Annotated in this window: 22 protein-coding genes; 15 read left to right on the top strand and 7 right to left on the bottom strand. The window is 63.8% G+C overall.

What is annotated here, in order from left to right; genetic code table 11:
- Positions 1-54 precede the first annotated feature (54 nt).
- From K9857_RS12245 to K9857_RS12180, 14 genes are read left to right on the top strand one after another with little or no spacing between them, the layout of a single operon-like run.
- Positions 55-789, top strand: coding sequence for a glycosyltransferase family 2 protein (locus tag K9857_RS12245; RefSeq protein WP_224536060.1), 735 nt, complete (start codon positions 55-57; stop codon positions 787-789).
- Positions 786-1,727: a glycosyl transferase gene (locus K9857_RS12240; RefSeq protein WP_224536057.1), complete on the top strand. Its 942-nt coding sequence runs from the start codon at positions 786-788 to the stop codon at positions 1,725-1,727. The genes K9857_RS12245 and K9857_RS12240 overlap by 4 nt, the downstream gene beginning before the upstream one ends.
- Positions 1,708-3,252 (top strand): histidine ammonia-lyase, encoded by a 1,545-nt coding sequence (gene hutH, locus K9857_RS12235; protein ID WP_224536055.1) that lies wholly within the window; start codon positions 1,708-1,710, stop codon positions 3,250-3,252. The genes K9857_RS12240 and hutH overlap by 20 nt, the downstream gene beginning before the upstream one ends.
- On the top strand, positions 3,245-3,670 hold the full coding sequence (locus K9857_RS12230) for an acyl-CoA thioesterase (protein WP_224536053.1): 426 nt from the start codon (positions 3,245-3,247) through the stop codon (positions 3,668-3,670). Before hutH ends, K9857_RS12230 begins: the two co-directional genes overlap by 8 nt.
- Complete coding sequence (locus tag K9857_RS12225; protein WP_224536051.1) at positions 3,667-4,263, top strand: outer membrane lipoprotein carrier protein LolA; 597 nt, start codon at positions 3,667-3,669, stop codon at positions 4,261-4,263. Before K9857_RS12230 ends, K9857_RS12225 begins: the two co-directional genes overlap by 4 nt.
- A complete protein-coding gene (locus K9857_RS12220; protein WP_224536049.1) occupies positions 4,235-6,586 on the top strand; it encodes an MMPL family transporter in 2,352 nt (783 codons plus the stop codon). The genes K9857_RS12225 and K9857_RS12220 overlap by 29 nt, the downstream gene beginning before the upstream one ends.
- Positions 6,583-7,743, top strand: a complete 1,161-nt coding sequence (locus K9857_RS12215) for a sodium:proton antiporter (RefSeq protein WP_224536047.1) — start codon at positions 6,583-6,585, stop codon at positions 7,741-7,743. The genes K9857_RS12220 and K9857_RS12215 overlap by 4 nt, the downstream gene beginning before the upstream one ends.
- On the top strand, positions 7,730-8,977 hold the full coding sequence (locus K9857_RS12210; RefSeq protein WP_224536045.1) for an NAD(P)/FAD-dependent oxidoreductase: 1,248 nt from the start codon (positions 7,730-7,732) through the stop codon (positions 8,975-8,977). The genes K9857_RS12215 and K9857_RS12210 overlap by 14 nt, the downstream gene beginning before the upstream one ends.
- Positions 8,974-9,696 (top strand): class I SAM-dependent methyltransferase, encoded by a 723-nt coding sequence (locus tag K9857_RS12205; protein ID WP_224536042.1) that lies wholly within the window; start codon positions 8,974-8,976, stop codon positions 9,694-9,696. The genes K9857_RS12210 and K9857_RS12205 overlap by 4 nt, the downstream gene beginning before the upstream one ends.
- Positions 9,696-10,304 carry a hypothetical protein gene (locus K9857_RS12200; protein ID WP_224536040.1) on the top strand — a complete coding sequence of 203 codons (609 nt, stop codon included), beginning with the start codon at positions 9,696-9,698 and terminating at the stop codon, positions 10,302-10,304. Before K9857_RS12205 ends, K9857_RS12200 begins: the two co-directional genes overlap by 1 nt.
- The gene (locus K9857_RS12195) at positions 10,301-11,491 is read left to right on the top strand and encodes a beta-ketoacyl-[acyl-carrier-protein] synthase family protein (RefSeq protein WP_224536038.1); all 1,191 of its coding nucleotides are present in this window, start codon (positions 10,301-10,303) and stop codon (positions 11,489-11,491) included. The genes K9857_RS12200 and K9857_RS12195 overlap by 4 nt, the downstream gene beginning before the upstream one ends.
- Entirely contained in the window at positions 11,488-11,949 is a 462-nt protein-coding gene (locus tag K9857_RS12190) for a hotdog family protein (protein WP_224536036.1), read from the top strand. Before K9857_RS12195 ends, K9857_RS12190 begins: the two co-directional genes overlap by 4 nt.
- The gene (fabG, locus tag K9857_RS12185) at positions 11,946-12,674 is read left to right on the top strand and encodes a 3-oxoacyl-ACP reductase FabG (protein ID WP_224536034.1); all 729 of its coding nucleotides are present in this window, start codon (positions 11,946-11,948) and stop codon (positions 12,672-12,674) included. The genes K9857_RS12190 and fabG overlap by 4 nt, the downstream gene beginning before the upstream one ends.
- Positions 12,674-13,900 (top strand): beta-ketoacyl-ACP synthase, encoded by a 1,227-nt coding sequence (locus K9857_RS12180; RefSeq protein ID WP_224536032.1) that lies wholly within the window; start codon positions 12,674-12,676, stop codon positions 13,898-13,900. Before fabG ends, K9857_RS12180 begins: the two co-directional genes overlap by 1 nt.
- A gap of 318 nt (positions 13,901-14,218) precedes the next feature.
- On the opposite strand, the gene K9857_RS12175 is transcribed toward K9857_RS12180, so the two are convergent.
- Positions 14,219-15,121, bottom strand: a complete 903-nt coding sequence (locus tag K9857_RS12175) for a LysR family transcriptional regulator (RefSeq protein ID WP_175375361.1) — start codon at positions 15,119-15,121, stop codon at positions 14,219-14,221.
- A 119-nt stretch (positions 15,122-15,240) separates the two neighbouring features.
- Between K9857_RS12175 and K9857_RS12170 the strand changes: the two genes are divergently transcribed.
- Positions 15,241-16,503 (top strand): MFS transporter, encoded by a 1,263-nt coding sequence (locus K9857_RS12170; protein WP_224536030.1) that lies wholly within the window; start codon positions 15,241-15,243, stop codon positions 16,501-16,503.
- A 124-nt stretch (positions 16,504-16,627) separates the two neighbouring features.
- On the opposite strand, the gene gspM is transcribed toward K9857_RS12170, so the two are convergent.
- Genes gspM through gspH form a run of 6 tightly spaced genes read right to left on the bottom strand, consistent with a single transcriptional unit; the run spans position 16,628 to position 20,295 of the window.
- Complete coding sequence (gene gspM, locus K9857_RS12165) at positions 16,628-17,071, bottom strand: type II secretion system protein GspM (protein WP_224536028.1); 444 nt, start codon at positions 17,069-17,071, stop codon at positions 16,628-16,630.
- A complete protein-coding gene (gene gspL / locus K9857_RS12160) occupies positions 17,068-18,159 on the bottom strand; it encodes a type II secretion system protein GspL (RefSeq protein WP_224536026.1) in 1,092 nt (363 codons plus the stop codon). Before gspL ends, gspM begins: the two co-directional genes overlap by 4 nt.
- Positions 18,156-18,965, bottom strand: a complete 810-nt coding sequence (locus K9857_RS12155; protein WP_224536024.1) for a general secretion pathway protein GspK — start codon at positions 18,963-18,965, stop codon at positions 18,156-18,158. Before K9857_RS12155 ends, gspL begins: the two co-directional genes overlap by 4 nt.
- The gene (locus K9857_RS12150; RefSeq protein ID WP_224536021.1) at positions 18,962-19,474 is read right to left on the bottom strand and encodes a prepilin-type N-terminal cleavage/methylation domain-containing protein; all 513 of its coding nucleotides are present in this window, start codon (positions 19,472-19,474) and stop codon (positions 18,962-18,964) included. The genes K9857_RS12155 and K9857_RS12150 overlap by 4 nt, the downstream gene beginning before the upstream one ends.
- Complete coding sequence (gene gspI, locus K9857_RS12145; RefSeq protein ID WP_224536019.1) at positions 19,464-19,835, bottom strand: type II secretion system minor pseudopilin GspI; 372 nt, start codon at positions 19,833-19,835, stop codon at positions 19,464-19,466. Before gspI ends, K9857_RS12150 begins: the two co-directional genes overlap by 11 nt.
- Complete coding sequence (gene gspH / locus K9857_RS12140; protein WP_224536017.1) at positions 19,828-20,295, bottom strand: type II secretion system minor pseudopilin GspH; 468 nt, start codon at positions 20,293-20,295, stop codon at positions 19,828-19,830. The genes gspI and gspH overlap by 8 nt, the downstream gene beginning before the upstream one ends.
- Positions 20,296-20,298: the final 3 nt, after the last annotated feature.

The following is a 20,298-nucleotide window of genomic DNA, read 5'->3' as shown; positions in this document are numbered from 1 at the left end:
GGGAGCGAGCCTGCTCGCGATGCAGTCACCGCGGTCAATCCGGCGTACCCCGATATGCATAACCCCTGCGCCATCATCCCGGTCTACAACCACGAAACCGCGATCACCACCGTGGTCGACGCGCTGCTCGCCAGCCCGCTGCCATGCATTCTGGTGGACGACGCGAGCAGCACGAGCTGCGCCAAAGTGCTGGACCAACTGGCCCAGCGCGACGGAGTTCACCTGATCCGCCTCGCCGCCAATCAGGGCAAGGGCGGTGCGGTGATGACCGGTTTGCGCGAAGCCGGCCGCCTGGGTTTCACCCACGCCCTGCAGGTGGACGCCGACGGCCAGCACGACCTGCAGGATGTGAAAACCTTCATCGAACAATCCCGCGCCCATCCTGACGCGGTGATCTGCGGCTATCCGCTGTACGACGCCAGTGTTCCCAAGGGCCGCCTGTACGCCCGTTATCTCACCCACGTCATGGTCTGGATCAACACCCTGTCGCTGCAGATCCGCGATTCGATGTGCGGGTTCCGCGTCTATCCGCTGCCACCGGTGCTGGCGCTGATCGACACCGCAAGGATCGGCAAGCGCATGGATTTCGACTCCGACATCCTCGTGCGTCTGGCCTGGCGCAACCAGCCGATGCGCTGGCTGCAAACCCGTGTCCATTACCCGCTGGACGGCGTGTCGCACTTTCGCATGTTCCACGACAACGTGTTGATCTCGAGCATGCACACCCGCCTGTTCTTCGGCATGCTGCTGCGCTCGCCCGTGATCCTCTGGCGGCGGTGGCGCGGATGAGCACCGACAAGCAGCACTGGGCCGACCGCGAGGAACGCGGCAGCTTCTGGCTGATGAAGCTCACCGCGTTCGGCGCCAAAGTGCTCGGCCGCCGCCTGCTGAGCCCGATTCTGTATGGCATCGTTCTGTACTTCTTTTTGTTCGGTCGCAGCGCCCGCCACAGCGCCTGGCAATACCAGCAACGCCTCGCCGACTGGTCCGGTCGCAACGAACTGCGCCCGACCCGCTGGCGGGTATTCAGCCAGTTCATGGCCTTCGCCGATTCGATGCTCGACAAGCTCGATGTGTGGAACCGCAAGCTGAGCATCGAGCAGATCGAAATCATCGACCCGGCGCTGTTGCGCGACCAGTTGCGCGGCAGCCGCGGGCAGATGCTGGTGGGCGCGCACCTGGGCAATCTCGAAGTCTGCCGCGCGCTGGCGGAGATCGGCGAGAAAGTGACCATGAACGTGCTGGTGCACACCAAGCACGCCGAGCAGTTCAACCGTCTGCTGGGCGAGGCCGGGGCGACCAATCTGCGCCTGATTCAGGTCAGCGAATTGGACCCGGTGATCATGCTGCAATTGCACGAACGCCTGGAGCGCGGCGAGTGGCTGGCGATTGCCGGTGATCGCGTGCCGCTGCACGGCGGGCGCAGCGTGACCGTCGACTTCCTCGGCCACCCCGCCAGATTCCCCCAGGGGCCCTGGTTGCTGGCCGGCCTGCTGAAATGCCCGATCAATCTGATGATGTGCCTGAAGAAGCCCGACGGCGACTATCGCCTGACCCTGGAACCCTTCGCACAAACCATCACCTGGAAGCGCAGCGACCGCGAGCAGGTCATTCATCAGTGGGCCTCCCGCTATGCCGAGCGCCTGAGTCACTATTGCCTGCAAGCGCCTCAACAATGGTTCAACTTTTACCCTTTCTGGAAGACCGATGACGACGCCCACGCTTGAGCCGGTAACCTTCGGCGAACTCCCTTTGCGCATCGAAGACGTGCTGGCCCTGGCCAACCGTCAGGCCCCCGCGCAGCTGCAGGATGATCCCGCCTACCGCGAGCGCATTGCCAAGGGCGCGCGTTTCCTCGATTCGCTGCTGGACAAGGAAGGCGTGATCTACGGCGTGACCACCGGCTACGGCGATTCCTGCGTGGTGGCGGTGCCGCTGCATCACGTCGAGGCGCTGCCGCGGCACCTGTTCACCTTCCATGGCTGCGGGCTGGGCAAACTGCTCGACGCCCAGGCCACCCGCGCGGTGCTGGCGGCGCGATTGCAGTCGCTGTGCCACGGGGTTTCCGGGGTGCGCGTGGAACTGCTGGAGCGTCTGCAGGCCTTCCTTGAACACGACATCCTGCCGCTGATTCCGGAAGAAGGCTCGGTGGGCGCCAGCGGTGACCTGACGCCGCTGTCCTACGTCGCCGCGACCCTGTCCGGCGAGCGCGAAGTGATGTATCGCGGCGAACGCCGGCAGGCCGCCGACGTGCATCGCGAACTCGGCTGGCAGCCGCTTGTGCTGCGCCCGAAAGAAGCCCTGGCGCTGATGAACGGCACGGCAGTGATGACCGGCCTCGCCTGCCTGGCCTACGCCCGCGCCGATTATCTGCTGCAACTGGCAACGCGCATCACCGCACTGAACGTAGTCGCCCTGCAAGGCAATCCGGAGCATTTCGACGAGCGCCTGTTCGCCGCCAAACCCCATCCGGGTCAAATGCAGGTCGCCGCGTGGTTGCGCAAGGATCTGGCCATCGACGCCCCGATGCCGGAACTGCATCGCCTGCAAGACCGCTACTCCCTGCGTTGCGCGCCCCACGTACTGGGGGTGCTGGCCGACAGCCTGAGCTGGTTGCGCTCGTTCATCGAGATCGAACTCAACAGTGCCAACGACAACCCGATCATCGACGCCGAAGCCGAGCGCGTGCTGCACGGCGGGCACTTCTATGGCGGGCACATCGCCTTCGCCATGGACAGCCTGAAGAACCTGGTAGCCAACGTCGCCGACTTGCTGGATCGGCAACTGGCGTTGCTGGTGGATGAGCGCTACAACCACGGTTTGCCAAGCAACCTGTCCGGCGCCAGCGCCGAGCGGGCGATGCTCAATCACGGCTTCAAGGCGGTGCAGATCGGTGCCAGCGCCTGGACCGCCGAAGCCCTGAAAAACACCATGCCGGCCAGCGTGTTCTCGCGCTCCACCGAATGCCACAACCAGGACAAGGTGAGCATGGGCACCATCGCCGCCCGCGATGCGATTCGTGTGCTGGAGCTGACCGAGCAGGTCGCCGCCGCCACCCTGCTCGCCGCCAATCAGGGTGTCTGGCTGCGTGGACAGGCCGAAGATGCGCGCCCGCTGCCACCGGCCCTGGCCGCCATGCACGAAGAATTGTCCCGGGACTTTGCGCCCGTCATCGAAGACCGTGCCCTGGAAGGCGAACTGCGCCTGTGCCTGCAACGAATCGCCGAACAACACTGGAGGCTGCATGCGTAGCAAGGGAGTGCTTCACGCCGATACGGAAATCCTCGTGCCATTCTTCGACGTGGACAGCATGGACGTGGTCTGGCACGGCCACTACGTGAAGTACCTGGAAGTCGCCCGCTGCGCGTTGCTCGATAAAATCGGCCACAACTACACCGCCATGGTCGAGTCCGGCTACGCGTGGCCGGTGATCGACCTGCAACTGCGCTACATCCGTGGCGCAGTGTTCGGCCAGAAGCTGAATGTGCGGGCCAATCTGGTGGAGTGGGAGAACCGTCTGAAGATCAACTACCTGATCAGCGACCTGGAAACCGGCGAACGCATGACCCGCGCCGTCTCCGTGCAAGTCGCCGTCGACATGGGCACGCGCGAGATGCAGTTGGCTTGCCCGAAAGTCTTCACCGATGCCGTTGAGCGGGTGCTGTCATGAGTGCCCGATCATTTTTGCTCCTGTTGGCGCTGGGGTTTTCTTCACTCGCCCAGGCCTTCGACCTGCAACAGCTCAGCGATCAACTGGCCAAACCTGATGTAATCCACGGCCACTTCATCCAGGAAAAACACCTGCGTGCCCTGCCCCAGCCTCTGACCAGCCAGGGCACCTTTGTCCTGGCGAAAAACCACGGTCTGTTGTGGCTGCTGAAAACTCCGCTGCAACAGGATTACCGCATCACCGCCAAGGGCATCGCCCGCCGGGACGCCAACGGCTGGCAGATGCTGCCGGGCAAGAGCGCCGGGGCCGAGCAGAACCGCTTGTTCCTCGCCGTGCTGCAAGGCGACAACAGTGGCCTGCAACGGGATTTCGAGCTGTCTCTGAGTGGTGACGCGCAGAACTGGAAACTGACCCTGGTGCCGCGCTCGATGCTGCTCAAGCAGGTGTTCAACCAGATCAACATCACCGGCGCAGAACTGGTGAACACCATCGAATTGCTGGAAACCCAGGGCGACAGCACTCTGCTGCGCATGCAGGACAGCACCAGCGCCCAACCCTTGAGCGATGCGGAGCAACACGACTTTGCCCAGTGAGCGCCTGCTGCCTCGCCTGTTCCTGATCCTGCTGCTGGCAGTGCTGGCGCTCGCCGGCTGGCAATGGCGCAACGGCGCACCGCTGTCGGCCAACCTGATGGAACTGGTGCCCGGTACCGCGCCGGACGCTCTGGAACAACGCGCCGAACAGCGCATGCAGGAACCGCTGAACCGCGAAATGCTGGTGCTGGTCGGCCACACCGACCGCCAGCAGGCCGTCGCGATGGCGCAGAAACTCAGCGAACAGTGGCAGGCCAGCGGCCTGTTCGAGAAGGTCCAGTGGAACCTGCAGGCCGACCTGCCGGCGCTGCGCACACAACTGCTGCAAGGCCGTCTGGCGATGCTCTCTACGGAGGATCGCCAGCAACTGATCGAACACCCCGACGCCTTCATCCAGCAGCGGGTGCAGGCGCTGTTCGACCCCTTCACCGGCTTCAGCCTGGTGCCCAGCCAGGACGACTGGCTGGGCCTGACCGGGCGCATCCAGAACAGCCAGCCGCAACACGGCGCGGTGCAACTGGACATCGGCAGCGGCGCGCTGATCGCCGATGCCGACGGCAAGAGTTGGGTGCTTGTGCGCGCCCGCACCACCGGCAACGCCTTCGACATGAACCTGCCGCTGCAAGTGGCGAACCTGCTTGAACAGAGCCGTGCAGAAGCTGCCCAATCCGACGTCCAGTTACTCGCGGCCAGCGGACTGCTGTACGCCGCCAACGGCCAGCAGCAAGCCACCCGCGAGATGACCTGGGTCGGCGGCGGCGCCACGGTCGGCATTCTGTTGCTGCTGTTGCTGGCCTTTCGTCGCTGGCGGGTGCTGCTGGCTTTCGTGCCGGTGTTGGTGGGAATGTTGTTTGGTGCGGTGGCTTGCGTGGCGCTGTTCGGCCACATGCATGTGATGACCCTGGTGCTGGGCTCGAGCCTGATCGGTGTCGCCGTCGACTACCCGCTGCATTACCTGTCCAAGAGCTGGAGCCTGAAACCCTGGCGCAGCTGGCCGGCGGTGCGCCTGACCCTGCCGGGCCTGACCCTGAGCCTGATCACCAGCGCCATCGGTTACCTGGCACTGGCCTGGACCCCGTTCCCGGCGCTGACCCAGATCGCAGTGTTCTCCGCCGCCGGCCTGCTGGGTGCCTACCTGGCCGCGGTGTGTCTGTTGCCTGCGCTGCTCAAAGGTGTCGAGCTACGTCCGGCGCAATGGCCGCTGCGGGTGTCCGGCTTTTTGCTGGGCCGTCGAGAAGCCCTGCTCAAGCACCTGAGCACCCCGGTCCTGCTGGCCCTGCTGATCGCGTTCTGCTCCGGCGGCCTGCTGAAGCTGGAAACGAAAAACGACATCCGCCAGTGGGTCGGCGCGCCGCAGCAACTGACCGACGAGGCAAAGACCATCGCGCGCATCACCGGCTATCAACCCACTAGCCAGTTCTTCCTGGTACAGGCGGCCGACGAACAGCAATTGCTCCAGCGCCTGGACGCTCTGGACGAGCGCCTGGATCAGCTGGTCAATCTGGACAAGCTCGAGGGTTACCTGTCGCTCAATCATCTGGTCAGCCAGCCAAGCGAACAGCAGCGGGTGCGCGAGGCGCTGGGCAAGCTGCCGCCGTTCTGGCAGCCATTGGTCGGAGTCGGTGTGCCGGTCGATGCGCTGCGCGCCGAACTGACCCGATTACAGGCGCTGCCGACTCAGGACATCGACACTGCACTGGCCGGGCCATTGGCCGAACCCTATCGCCCGCTGTGGCTGGGGCCGACCGAGAATGGCGTGGCGGCGATGGTCAGTTTGCAGGGCCTGAGCAATCCATCCCTGCTGCGGGTTCAGGGCGAAGACTTGCCCGGCGTAAAACTGGTGGACCGGCTCGGTGAATTGAATGCGGTGTTCGCCGCGACTCAAATCAGCGCCGCCGAACTCAAACTCGCCTCCTGCGTGCTGATCGTGCTGGTGCTGATCCTGCCGTTCGGCTTCGGCGGCGCGCTGCGCATCGTCTCCCTGCCGCTGCTGGCGGCGCTGTGCAGCCTGGCCAGTCTCGGCTGGCTGGGGCAGCCGCTGACCCTGTTCAGCCTGTTCGGCCTGCTGCTGGTGACGGCGATCAGCGTCGACTACGCGATCCTCATGCGCGAGCAGGTGGGCGGCGCGGCCGTCAGCCTCTTGGGTACCTTGCTCGCGGCACTGACCACCTGGCTGTCATTCGGCCTGCTGGCGGTGTCGAGTACGCCGGCGGTAAGCAATTTCGGCCTGTCGGTCAGCCTGGGCCTGATGTTCAGCTTCATGCTGGCGCCCTGGGCCGGACGCCAGCCACATGCGGCCACGGTCGCGGAGCCGACGGCATGATGATCGCGCTGTTCTGGGCCATGGCCCTGGCCTTGTTCGCTGTCGCCACCCGCGTCGGGCGCCACTTCGGCCTGATCCCCATCGTCAGCCAGTTGCTGCTCGCGACCGTCGGCCTGCCGCTGCTGATGTACTTCTGGGTCGAGCCGCACTGGCAGCTCAGCGGCGCGGCGCTGGTGGCGCCGATCTGGCTGAAAAACCTCTACAGCTTGAGTTTCGCGCTGTTGCTGGGTTACATCCTCAGCGACGTGATCGACCTGCAACTGGACCGCCAGAGCCTGAAGATCGCCCTGCCGAGTTTCTGCATTCCCTTTGCCTGCGGCCTGGCCACGGCAATCTGGCTACTGCCGCCACAACCCTGGATCAGTTCCCTGGCGGTCGGCCTGTTGTTCGCCATTACCGCGATACCGGTGCTGTACCTGTACCTGCGACATATCGATTACCCCACCGCCGCCACCCGCCGGCTGGTGCAAACCGCGATCCTCATCGACCTCACCTGCTGGACCCTGTTCGCCATCGCCCAGGGCACCCTGCTCCTGAGCAGCCTGCTGTTGCCGCTGGCCGGCGCCTGCCTGCCGCTGGTATTGCGCCTGCTGGGCCTGCGCCAGCTGTGGCTGTACAGCCTGGGCTTTTTCGGATTGCTGGTGGTGGCTGAGCACTACAAGCTCAACGCGCTGATTTTCGGCATCGGTTACGTGCTGATCATGGCCGCGCTCAAGGCACCGCTCACACACCCACTGCCGGCGATCTGGATGAGCCGCCTGCAAACCTACGTGGCGATTCCGCTGATCCTCACCTTCGGCATTGTGCAGATCAACGTGCACAGCGCCATGAGCAGCCTGGGCTGGGTGCAACTGGCGGCGCTGCTGCTGTTGCCGATCGCCAGCAAGATGCTCGGCAACTGGCTCGGTCTCGGCTGGGCCGGCGCTTCGTTCCCCGGTGCCAGCCGCTGGCGGGAAAGCGTGCTGCTGAACATCCGCGGCTTGAGCGAAATCGTGTTTCTCAACCTGCTGCTGCAACAACAGCTCATCAGCCCGGCGCTGTACTTCGCGCTGATGGTGATGGGACTGATCGCGACCCTGCTGCCAGCGCTGGCCGGCATGCATCGAATACCCTTGAACGCTGCCGCCCCGGCAAGGAGCCCCCATGCCAATCGCTGAAATGGAACGTCGCCGGATCGTGGTCATCGGTGCGGGGCCCTCGGGCGCCATCGCCGCCGCGATTCTCAAGCGCAAGGGCCACGATGTCCTGGTGATCGAGCGCCAGCATTTTCCACGGTTTTCCATCGGCGAAAGCCTTTTGGCCCATTGCCTGGACTTCGTCGAGGAAGCCGGCATGCTCGAGGCCGTCAACGCTGCGGGTTTTCAGGTGAAAACCGGCGCCGCCTTCGCTTGGGGCGAGCACTACAGCGCCTTCGATTTCGCCGAAGCCTTCACCCCCGGCAAGACCACCACCTTTCAGGTTCAACGCGCCGATTTCGACCAATTGCTGGCCGATCAAGCAGTATTGCAAGGCGTTGAGATCCGCTTTGGCGAAGCCATCGTCAGTGTCGATATCGAGTCGGCCAGACCGCAACTCGGCGTGCGCCGTGAAGACGGGAGCGAATACCGCATCGAGGCGGATTTCATGCTCGACGCCAGCGGCTACGGTCGCGTCCTGCCACGCTTGCTCGACCTCGAAGCACCGTCGAATTTCCCGGTGCGTCAGGCGGTGTTCACCCACGTCGAAGACCGTATCGAGCAGCCGGATTTCGATCGCAGCAAGATCCTCGTCACCACCCACCCGACCCGACGCGACATCTGGTTCTGGACCATTCCGTTCAGCAACGGCCGCTGTTCGGTGGGCGTGGTGGCCGCCGCAGAGCACTTCGAAGGCCGCAGCGACGATCTGGATGCCTGTTTGCGCAGCTTCATCGCCGACACCCCAAGCCTGGCCAGTGTGCTGAAAAATGCCGTGTGGGATACCCCGGCGCGCACCATCGGTGGATACTCGGCCAATGTCAAAACCCTGCACGGGCCGGGGTTTGCGCTGCTGGGCAATGCCGCGGAGTTCCTCGACCCGGTATTCTCCTCCGGCGTCACCATCGCCATGCGTTCGGCGAGCATGGCGGCGGGCTTGGTGCACCGTCAGTTGCAGGGGGAAACGGTCGATTGGCAGGGGGAATTCGCCGTCCCGCTCAAACGGGGTGTCGACACCTTCCGCTGCTACGTCGAAGGCTGGTACGACGGGACGTTCCAGGACGTGATCTTCCATGAAGGCAGCTCACGGGAAATCCGCGGCATGATCAGTTCGATCCTCGCCGGTTACGCCTGGGACGAACGCAACCCGTTCGTCAGCGAAGCCCGGCGCCGGTTGAAGGTGATTTCAGAATTCTGTGCAAGGACGGCGACATGACCTACGCAAGCGACAACTACGTCGAAGAAACCCGCTTCGGTTTGTGGTTTCTGCGCAGCCGCACCTGGCAGCACTATGTGCTGCGGGTGGCGATCGAGGATTTGCGCGGCCTGTTCAGCGAAGCCCTGCCGAACCAGCCGGTGCTGCTGGATGCCGGTTGCGGCCAGGGCAAGTCCTTCAAGTACCTGCGCCAGGCCTTCATGCCCGGTCGTCTGATCGGTGTCGACGCCGACCCGCAGAGCCTGCAACGCAGCCGCGAAGAAGCGGTCAATCTGGGTATGGCGGTGGAGTTGATCGACAGCGACTGCGCGAACCTGAAGATGGCCGACGCCAGCGTCGACCTGTTGTTCTGCCACCAGACCTTCCATCATCTGGTGGAACAGGAAAAGGCCCTGGCCGAGTTCTATCGCGTGCTCAAGCCCGGCGGCTACCTGCTGTTCGCCGAATCCACCGAGGCTTACATCGATACCTGGGTCATCCGCTGGCTGTTCAGACACCCGATGCAGGTGCAGAAAAGCGCGGCGCAGTACCTGGAGATGATTCGCGGGCAGGGTTTCGAGTTCGGGGCGCGGAATGTGTCCTATCCCTACCTGTGGTGGAGCCGTTCCACGGATTTCGGGTTGTTGGAGGTGTTGGGGTACAAGCCCAAGCCGTTCGGGCAGCGGGAAGAGACGTTGGTGAATGTGGTGGCGCGCAAGCCGTTGGAGGGTGGTGTTTGATGTTCACCGTCAGCCATGTGGAACACCGGACCTGTGGGAGCGGGCTTGCTCGCGAAAGCGGTCGGTCAGTCGACATCGATGTTGAATGTGCTGCCGCATTCGCGAGCAAGCCCGCTCCCACATGGGTACGAGGTGTACTCTGGTTTTGTGCAGTCCTGCTGTTGAGCGCCTGCTCCAGCAGCCCACCGCTGCCCGAGCAGACACCGACATTCCCCCTGCCCCTGCAACTGCACATCGAACGCCTGCAAGACGAACAGCGCCAGGACTGGGTGCTGGTGATCCAGCAGGAAGGCCCGGCCATCCGCTGGTCGATGATGGACCTATTGGGCATTCCCCAGGCCCGGCAAAAATTGGTGCACGGCAAATGGCAGGCCGACGGCTTGCTGCCGCCGAATCCCGAAGCCCGGGAGCTGTTCGCCGCGCTGCTGTTTGCGCTGACCACCAGGGACGAACTGACCGTCAACTACCCGGACGCCTGGCAACATGGCGCACAACGCACCTTGCCGGAACGCTGGGATGTCCGATACGCACAGCCGATGAACTTTGAATTGAATCTGCCCAAAGGCCCCAAATACCACGTCACGCCGCTGAGCGGGGAGACCCCATGAGCGCCTGTCTGAACGCTCTCGGGGTCATCTGCTCCCTGGGCCGTGGCAAGGACGAAGTCGCGCGAAATCTGTTTGCCGGCGATTGCAGTGGCATGCGCAGCGAAGCCGGCTGGGTGCCGGATCGTTCGTTGCCGGTGGGTTCGGTCCAGGGCGAACTGGCGGCCCTGCCGGCCGAGCTGTCGCGGCAGGACACCCGCAACAATCGCCTGTTGCTCGACGCCGCCCTGCAGATCCGCGAGGACATCGAGCACGCCATCCAGACCTATGGCCGCGACCGCATAGGCGTCGTGCTGGGCACCAGCACGTCGGGCATCGAAGAAGCCAGCCAGGGCCTGGCCCACTATCTGGATGCCGGTCAGTTCCCCGCCGAATACGACTACCAGCAACAGGAACTCAGCGCACCGGCGAATTTCCTCGCCGAGTGGCTGCAACTCAGTGGCCCGGCCTACGTGATTTCCACCGCCTGCACCTCCAGCGCCCGGGCGTTGATGAGCGCCCAGCGCCTGCTGGACCTGGGCGTCTGCGACGTGGTGCTGTGTGGCGGTGTCGATAGCCTGTGCAAACTGACGCTCAACGGTTTCTCGTCGCTGGAAGCGGTGTCCAATCAGCGCTGCAACCCGTTCTCGGTGAATCGCCACGGCATCAACATCGGCGAAGCGGCGGTGCTGTTTGTGATGAGCAGGCAGCCCGCCGGTGATCGCCCGATTGCCCTGCTCGGCAGCGGCGCCAGCTCCGATGCCCACCACATTTCCGCTCCCGAGCCGACAGGCCGCGGCGCCCTGCAAGCCATGGGCAAGGCGCTGAGCCGCGCCGGCCTGCAACCGCAACAGATCAACTACCTGAACCTGCACGGCACGGCCACCCAGCACAACGACGCCATGGAAAGCACGGCGGTCAATACGCTGTTCCCGGCGGGCGTGCTCTGCTCCTCGACCAAACCCATGACCGGCCACACCCTGGGCGCTGCGGGCGCGCTGGAAGCGGCGTTCTGCTGGCTGAGCCTGAAAGCGGACAACCAGGCGCTGCCCCCACACGTCTGGGACAACCAGCCCGACCCCGAGCTGCCGGCCCTCAATTGGGTGACCCCGAGCACTCGCCTGGCGTCCACTGGTCCCCGCTACCTGATGAGCAATTCCTTCGCCTTCGGTGGTAACAACGTCAGCCTGATTATCGGAGACGCCCCATGATTGACTGGCCGCTCGCCGAATTGCTGCCCCACGCTGGCGACATGATCCTCATCGATCAGATCCTCGCGTTCGATGCCGAGCAGATTCACACCCGCCTCACGGTCAAACCCAACGGGCTGTTCAATCGCCCCGACGGCAGCCTGCCGGCCTGGGTCGGCATCGAACTGATGGCCCAGAGCGTCGCCGCGTTCGCCGGGTGTCATGCGCGCCAGCGCGGTGATGAGGTGGAGCTGGGCTTCCTGCTCGGCAGCCGCAAATTCGAATGCAACGTCGAGAGTTTTCCCGCCGGCACCGAGCTGACCATCCACGGCCTGCGCTCGCTGGAAGACGACAACGGCATGGGTGTTTTCGAATGTCATATCAATGGGGTCGGCATTCACGCCAGCGCCCGCCTGAACGTGTATCGCCCGCCTCAGGCCACTCAATATCTTCATGAACCTGCTGGAGTCCAGTCATGACTAAATCCGTACTGGTCACCGGTTCCAGCCGCGGCATCGGCCGCGCCATCGCCCTGCGCCTGGCCCAGGCCGGGCATGACATCGTGCTGCATTGCCGCAGCGGCCTTGCCGAAGCGCAAGCGGTGCAAGGCGAAGTCGAAGCTTTGGGCCGCAGGGCGCGCATCCTGCAATTCGACGTGTCCGACCGCACTGGCTGCAAGGCCGTTCTGGAAGCCGATGTGGAAGCCCACGGCGCCTATTACGGCGTGGTGCTCAACGCCGGCCTGACGCGTGACGGTGCTTTTCCGGCGCTGAGCGAGGATGATTGGGATGTGGTGATGCGCACCAACCTCGACGGTTTCTACAACGTGCTGCACCCGGTGATGATGCCGATGATCCGTCGTCGCGCCGCCGGGCGGATTGTCTGCATCACCTCGGTGTCGGGGCTGATCGGCAACCGTGGGCAGGTCAACTACAGCGCCTCCAAGGCCGGCCTGATCGGCGCGGCCAAGGCGCTGGCCACGGAGCTGGCCAAGCGCAAGATCACCGTCAACTGTGTCGCCCCCGGCCTGATCGACACGGCGATGCTCGATGAAAACGTGCCGGTGGAAGAACTGATGAAAATGATCCCCGCACAACGCATGGGCACCCCGGAAGAGGTGGCCGGCGCGGTGAATTTCCTGATGTCGGCGGAAGCGTCGTACATCACCCGCCAGGTGCTGGCGGTCAACGGAGGCCTGTGCTGATGAAGCGCGTCGTCGTCACCGGCATGGCCGGCATCACCTCACTGGGCAGCGACTGGGACACCATCGCCCGCCACTTCGCGGCCAACCAGAGCGGTATCCGCCGGATGGACGAGTGGGATCGTTTTACCGAACTCAACACCCGCCTGGCCGGGCCTATCGATGACTTCAAGGTGCCGGGCCACTGGACCCGCAAGCAACTGCGCAGCATGGGCCGGGTTTCGCGGCTTGCGGTTGGTGCTTCGGAGCAGGCCCTGGCGGACGCCGGGCTGCTGGGTAACGAATTGATCAAGGATGGGCGCATGGGTGTGGCCTGCGGTTCCTCCACCGGCAGCACCGACGAGATCAAGGCATTCGGCAACATGCTGCTCAACTCGGTGGCGGAAGGTCTGAACGCCAACTCCTACGTGCGCATGATGCCGCACACGACGGCGGCGAATATCAGCATCTTCTTCGGTCTGACCGGGCGTTTGATTCCGACGTCCAGCGCCTGCACCAGCGGTAGCCAGGGCATCGGCTATGCGTACGAGGCGATCAAGTTCGGCCGCCTGCCGCTGATGCTCGCCGGTGGCGCCGAAGAGCTGTGCCCGACCGAAGCGATGGTGTTCGACGCGCTCTATGCCACCAGCCTGAAGAACGACACGCCGCACTTGTCTCCGCGTCCGTACGACACCGGTCGTGATGGTCTGGTGATCGGTGAAGGTGCGGGCATGCTGGTGCTGGAAGAGCTGGAGCATGCTCTGGCGCGCGGCGCGCATATCCATGCGGAGATCGTCGGCTTCGGCAGCAACGCCGACGGCCAGCACACCACCCGTCCCGAGCAGGTCACCATGCGCCGGGCCATGGAGCTGGCGCTGGAAGACGCGGGTGTCGAGCCATCGGCCATTGGCTACGTTAACGGCCACGGCACCGCCACCGAACAAGGCGACATCGCCGAAACCCTGGCCACCAGCAGCCTGTTCGGCGAACACATGCCCATCAGCTCGCAGAAAAGCTTCCTCGGCCACACCCTCGGCGCGTGCGGCGCGCTGGAGTCCTGGTTCAGCATCGAAATGCTCAACCGCGACCTCTACATCCACACCCTCAACCTCGACGAAATCGACCCCAACTGCGGCAAGCTCGACTACCTGCGCGGCGAATTCCGGCAGATGAGCCACCAGTTCGTCATGAACAACAACTTCGCGTTTGGTGGGGTGAATACGTCGCTGATCTTCAAGCGCTGGTCCTGAACTGTGGGAGCGAGCCTGCTCGCGATGGTCGTCAACGATAACGCGGGCCACCTGAATCCCCGCGCTGCCTGTGCCTCCATCGCGAGCAAGCTCGGCTCCTACAGTGATCGAGTTGCCCGCAGATTTCCGCATCCAACCCGAATACCTGTAGGAGCCGAGCTTGCTCGCGAAGACGGTGTGTCAGACGACATCGATGTTGGATGTACCGGCCTCTTCGCGGGCAAGCCCGCTCCCACAGGTTTGCGGGTGAAGTGGAGATTTGTGAGCCACCCACGATCCTTGTGGGAGCGGGCTTGCCCGCGAATGACGGCGCAGCCGTCACGATTTCAGCGACTCAACCTTACTGGTCAACAACTCCACAAACGCCCGCGCCATGGCCGATTTCTGGTCCTTGCGTTGCACCAGCCACACCGCCGATTCCGCCGCCGGGTCCAACAGGGGTCGGTAGACCACGCCGTCGATGCGCATCCGCCGGTACGATGCCGGCATCACCGAAACACCCAACCCCGCCGCCACCAACCCGATGATGGTCATGGCTTCCCCGGCCTCCTGGGCGAAGTGCGGGCTGAAGCCGGCATCCCGTGCCAGGCTCAGCAACTGTGCATAGAGGCCGCTGCCGTAGCTGCGCGGGAAAAACACGAAGGGTTCGAGGGCCAGGGCGGACAGGTAGAGCCCCTCTTCACTGCCCTCCACCAACGGGTCCTTGGAACTGAGCACCGCGACCAGCGGCTCGCGCATCAGCTCGACCACGCTGAGCGAATCCGGCAGGCCTAGCGGGCGCATGATGCCGACTTCGATCGACTCGTCCACCAGCGCATCCGCCACCTGTGTACTGCTCATTTCCCTCAGGTTGAGGTGCACCGCCGGGAAGCGCTGGCGGAACTCGAAGATCGCCTGGGGAATGGTGGTGTTGAACGGCGCCGACGAGGTGAAGCCGATTTTCAGCTCGCCCAACTCACCCAATTGCGCCCGCCGCGCCACATCCGCCGCCTTGTCGACCTGCGCCAGCACCAGTCGCGCCTCTTCCAGGAACAGCCGACCGGCTTCGCTCAGCTCGACCCGACGATTGGTCCGTTCGAACAACCGCGCGCCGAGCTCCTGTTCCAGCGCCTGAATCTGCTGGCTCAGCGGCGGCTGGGAGATGCCCAGGGCCTGTGCGGCGCGGCCGAAGTGCAGTTCCTCGGCGACGGCGATGAAGTAGCGCAGATGACGCAATTCCATGGAAACCCCATTAGGTCGTTAAAGCTATCAAACAGGTCGAACAATATATTGGATTGAATCATTAGCCAGCTATATGCTTTTTTCATTGCCTGACCGGCTGTGTACTACCGAGGTCCACCGTGAAAACTGCTGTCGCTCCACTCGCCCATGAAGTTCAACCCACCGCCCAGGGCGATGTAGCCGCCGAGCTGGCGCAGATCTACATCGAAAAAGGCACGCCTGCGTTCATGCGCACGGTGCTGGCGCTGTTCTCCGGGGGCTTTGCCACCTTCGCCCTGCTCTACTGCGTGCAGCCGATGATGCCGCTGCTGTCCAACGAGTACTCGATCAACGCGGCGCAGAGCAGTCTGATCCTGTCGGTGGCCACGGGCATGCTCGCCATCGGCCTGCTGATCACCGGCCCCCTGTCCGATCGCCTTGGGCGCAAGCCGGTGATGGTCGCGGCGCTGTTCGCCGCCGCGCTGTGCACCATGGCCAGCGCGATGATGCCGAGCTGGCACGGCGTGCTGATCATGCGCGCGCTGATCGGCCTGTCCCTGAGCGGGCTGGCGGCGGTCGCCATGACCTACCTCAGTGAAGAAATCCACCCGCAGCACCTCGGCCTGGCCATGGGTCTGTACATCGCCGGCAACGCCATTGGCGGGATGAGCGGGCGCCTGATTACCGGGGTGCTGATCGACTTCATCAGCTGGCACTCGGCGATGCTGGTGATCGGCGGCCTGGCGATGATCGCGGCGGCGGTGTTCTGGAAGATTCTCCCCGAGTCGCGCAACTTCCGCGCCCGCTCGCTGAACCCGCGCAGCCTGCTCGACGGCTTCACCATGCACTTTCGCGACGCCGGCCTGCCACTGTTGTTCCTCGAAGCCTTCGTACTGATGGGCGCGTTCGTGACCCTGTTCAACTATGTCGGCTACCGCCTGCTGGCCGAGCCGTACCACATGAGTCAGGCCTTCGTCGGCTTGCTGTCGCTGGTGTACCTGTCGGGTATCTACAGTTCGGCGAAAGTCGGCGCGCTGGCTGACAAGCACGGGCGGCGCAAGATGCTCTGGAGCTCCATCGCGCTGATGATCGCGGGCCTGGCACTGACGATGTTCACGCCGCTGCCGCTGGTGATTTTCGGGATGCTGGTGTTCACCTTCGGTTTCTTCGGCGCGCACTCGGTGGCCAGCAGCTGGATTGGCCGCCGTGCGACCAAGGCCAAGGGGCAGGCTTCGTCCTTGTATCTGTTCAGCTACTACGCGGGGTCGAGTGTGGCGGGAACGGCGGGTGGGGTGTTCTGGCATATCGGTGGCTGGAACGGGATTGGGTTGTTCATTGGCGCGTTGTTGCTGGTGGCGCTTGGGGTGGCGTTGAAGTTGGCGAAGTTGCAGCCGTTGCCATAGTTCCTGTTCACAGATCCTGTGGGAGCGGGCTTGCCCGCGATGGCGTCGGGTCAGCCAACATTGATGTTGAATGTTCCGGCCTCATCGCGGGCAAGCCCGCTCCCACAGGGAAATGTGTTTGGCTTCATTGTCTGAGTACGGCTTGGGCGTGCAGGGCGGTATCGCGTTTTTCCAGGGTCAGGGATTGCAGGGTGACGCGTTCGCGTTCCAGCTGGTCGAGCCATGACAGCAGGTCCTTGGCCTCGCCGCTGAGGGTCAGGCGCAGGAGGTCGTTGTCGGTGTCCATCTGGTGCAATTCCAGGCTTGTGGTGGCGAGGCTTTCGCTGATGCGTAGCGATAACGGCTGATCGGTGGATTGCGGTGCACGGGGCTGCGCCTGTTGCAGTTGCGCCGCCAGGGCGAGTTGCTGGCGGTATTGGCGCTCGGCGGTTGCCAGCCGTTGTTGGGTCGGCTGCCAGATCAGGAAGAAGGCTGCGACGCTGAGGACGAAGAGGCCGAGAGTCGACACCATCCGTCGTTCGCGAAGCGTCATGCGCTGCCACTTCGCAGTGAATGCCGTGAACTTCATACGCCTTGCTCCATGGTCAAAGTTGCCAATACCCGATTGCGCTCTTTGCTCGCGCTGTCGAGCCGCACCGGCAAGCCTTGTTGTCGCCCCCGTTCGCGCAACTGCTCCAGCTCGGCAAAGCTGTTGACGCTGAGCTGGATTTTCCAGCCGTCGCCTTCGCGAAACTCGATGCGTTGGACCTCGACGTGACTGGCGCCGATCACCTGCTCGACCAGTTTGACCAGACCGGCGATTTGACTGCCCTGCACCTGCGCGCCCCGCCCCTGCAAAGCGCTGAACTGCGCCGCAAGGTCGACGATGCGGGTTTGCTCCGGATACAGCGCCTTGAATTGCTGTTCGCTGCGCCCGTACAGCTGACGGCCTTCATGTTCGAGAAAACGGATGCGCGTTTCACTGGCGCCCCATGTCAGCAGTACCAAAATCAGCGCTGCCACCGCGCCTGAACGCCAGGGAAAATAAGCGCGACGCACGGCGAACTCACCGTGCAGCAGGTTGATGGCGTGGCTGTGATCGCCCCTTAACCAATCATCGATTTCCTCCTGCTGCCACTGCATATCCGCGGGCAGGCATGGCTTGAGCGACGGCAACGCATCCTCCCCCACCGCCAGCCGAGCCCCGAGCCCGCCACCCAAAACCCAACGGCCAAACCACCGCACACCGACGGCCTGATCCACCGGCAACAGATCCGCATCGACGAAGACCGAGCGCACCTCAATCCCGGCCTCGACCATCAGCGCCAGCACCGCGGCAAAACGCTCCCGCCCAATCACCATCAGCGGGTAACGCCCTTGCGGATCACGACGACCGACACTCAAGTGCACCGTTTCCAGCGCTTCGCTCAACTGTTCTTCAACAGCAAATCCGAGAGCCTTGGCATCCGGTCGTCGCCCCGAAGGCCAGGGTTCGCTACGCACCCAACTGCACGTCTCCATCGGCAACAGCAGATCCACATGCTGTCCCTTCAAAGCACGCGCCGCCTCGCTCAAGGGCATGGTTTGCCGTTGACCGGCCGGGGACCAAAGACAGCACGGCCAATCGAGCGACGGCGCAGCGAGGCCTTCGGCGGTCAGGTAAAGCCAGGTTTTCATGGAGAGATCTCGTGGGGATTCGACGGCAGCAACCGTCGTTGCAGGACGTTGAACTGGCGTGTCTTGGGATCGCGTTCGACATCGGTGGACAGGCGCAATCGGCTCTGCCCCTGAGCCACCTGAACGTTGATGCGGAACCAGCGGCTGTCGATGCCCAGCCCATGGCTGCTGACGTCAGCACCGGCGAGTAACGGATCGTTTGTGAAGGCCTGAACGCTTGGCCACAGGCTTGTGGTTCGCTGTTGGACGAGTGCGTCAGCCGTCACCGCATCAATGTCGTCCAGGCTGCGCAGCAGCAGCGCGGGCGCAGTGCTGATGTTGAGTGCTGCGTCCGTGGGCAACACGGCAACCCAGGGTTCCAGCCGACGCAATAACTGGCCGTCGATACCCGGCAGCAGTCGCAACTGACTCAAATCTCGCAACGCGCCCACTTGCTCCAGCCGCATTTCAGGCAGTTCAAGCAGCACCAGCAGACGCGCCCAGCGATTGAGCGTGACCTGATCGATCTGCCCCTGAATCAACACAGCATTGAGATTGAAACGCCCGGCCAGATCCTCGATCTCGACCTGAATCTGTGCGTCGTCCAGATCAAACACCGCATTGAGCCCAGCGTCTTCCTGCAGCGTCGCCAACGCCCGGCTTTCCCCCGCAACCGCAAGCTGGCGCAAGTGCATCTGCTGCACCTGTTGCCCACTGCTTTGCAGCATCAACCGATGACTGCGCAGCACTCCGCCGATGATCAACAGCGCCAGGCTCATGACCAGTAACACGCTGATCAGCGCCACACCTCGTTGCCGCGTCCTCATGGCAATGCTCCCGGCAACAACAGCACCCGACGAACCCCTTCGAAGCGCCCTGCCGACAGCTGCACTTCCAGCGCTCCGGGAACCTTCGAGCCCTGCCGCTCTAACAGCCGCCAACTCAGGTGCCGAACATCGTCGAGCAGCTTCTGCCGCTGCACGACCAGCGCACCTTCGCTGCGGCTCTCGCGCCACAGCACGCCGTTGTCGAGTGTGTAGGAAAGGGACTGGCGCTCGCTGCGCGGTTGATCCAGCGGATTGCGCCAATTGCCCCGCTGCCATTGCGCGCGGGATTGTTCCAGCATGATGGGCTGTTCGGTGATGTGCAGCAGATCGCGTTCGATGAGGGCGACCGCCCGTTGCAGGCTGCGCAGTTCGCGATCATGGCTCTGGGTGCCTTGCTGCACGCGCACGACTCCGTCGAACAGCGTCCAGCTGGCCAGGCCCAACAAGGCGAAGATCGCCAGGGCGATCACCAGTTCGAGCAAGGTGAAACCGCGCTGCTCATTGCTCACGAAGAGGAATCCAGCCAGTGGCGCGGTGCAGGGTCTGATCGCGCCCGGCGAGGCTGACCTGAAGCTCGATCGCGATCAGGCGCGGATCGCTCGACGAGCCCACCTGCTGGCGAACGATCCAGTCCCGGCGGTCCATGTGCACCACCCGCTGCGACTGCCCGAAATCCAGCCCGTTTTGCAGACGCAGCTCATTCAATTGGTTGTCCGCCACCCAGGCCGCAATCAACCGCTCTTCCACAGTCGAGGCCTGTCGGAGCACATATTGGCTGGCCGACAACACCGCCGTCGCCAGCGTCGCGAACACCGTCAGCGCCACCATGATTTCCAGCAGCGTAAAGCCGCCCATGCGCCGCCTAGCCATCGATCACCACCTCGCCGATGCCGTCGCTGGACAGGCTCAACAGTCTGCGACCAGCGCTTTCGAAGGTCAGGCTGAAGGCGCTGATTTCATCGCTGCTGAGCAACAGCAATTGCGGCGGGCCTTCGTCGCTTGCGATGTTCACGAAATAGCCGTCGTGCTTCAGGCGCAGGCGCAGATCGGCCGGCCAGCGATACAGCGCCGTGACCGGCTCCCAGCCACTGACGCCGAGACGCAGCGTCCGATAACCCTCGTTGCTCAAACGCACGCCGTACTCCTGACTCTCCAACACCGCCCGTTCGCGAAATTGGCGAATCACACCGGCCAAGGCGTCCGCCTCCTGCCTGGCCTGACGCGCCGGGTTGCCGCCGGTGGCCAGATTGACCATGCCCACCAGCACGCCGATCAGCACGATCACGATCATCATTTCCAGCAAAGTGAACCCTCGACAGCGACGCGGCATGAA

The sequence above is a fragment of the Pseudomonas sp. REP124 genome (genome assembly GCF_020164475.1).
Taxonomy (GTDB): Bacteria; Pseudomonadota; Gammaproteobacteria; order Pseudomonadales; family Pseudomonadaceae; genus Aquipseudomonas.
Note: the sequence above shows the minus strand (reverse complement) of the source record. Positions and strands in the feature narration are given on the sequence as shown.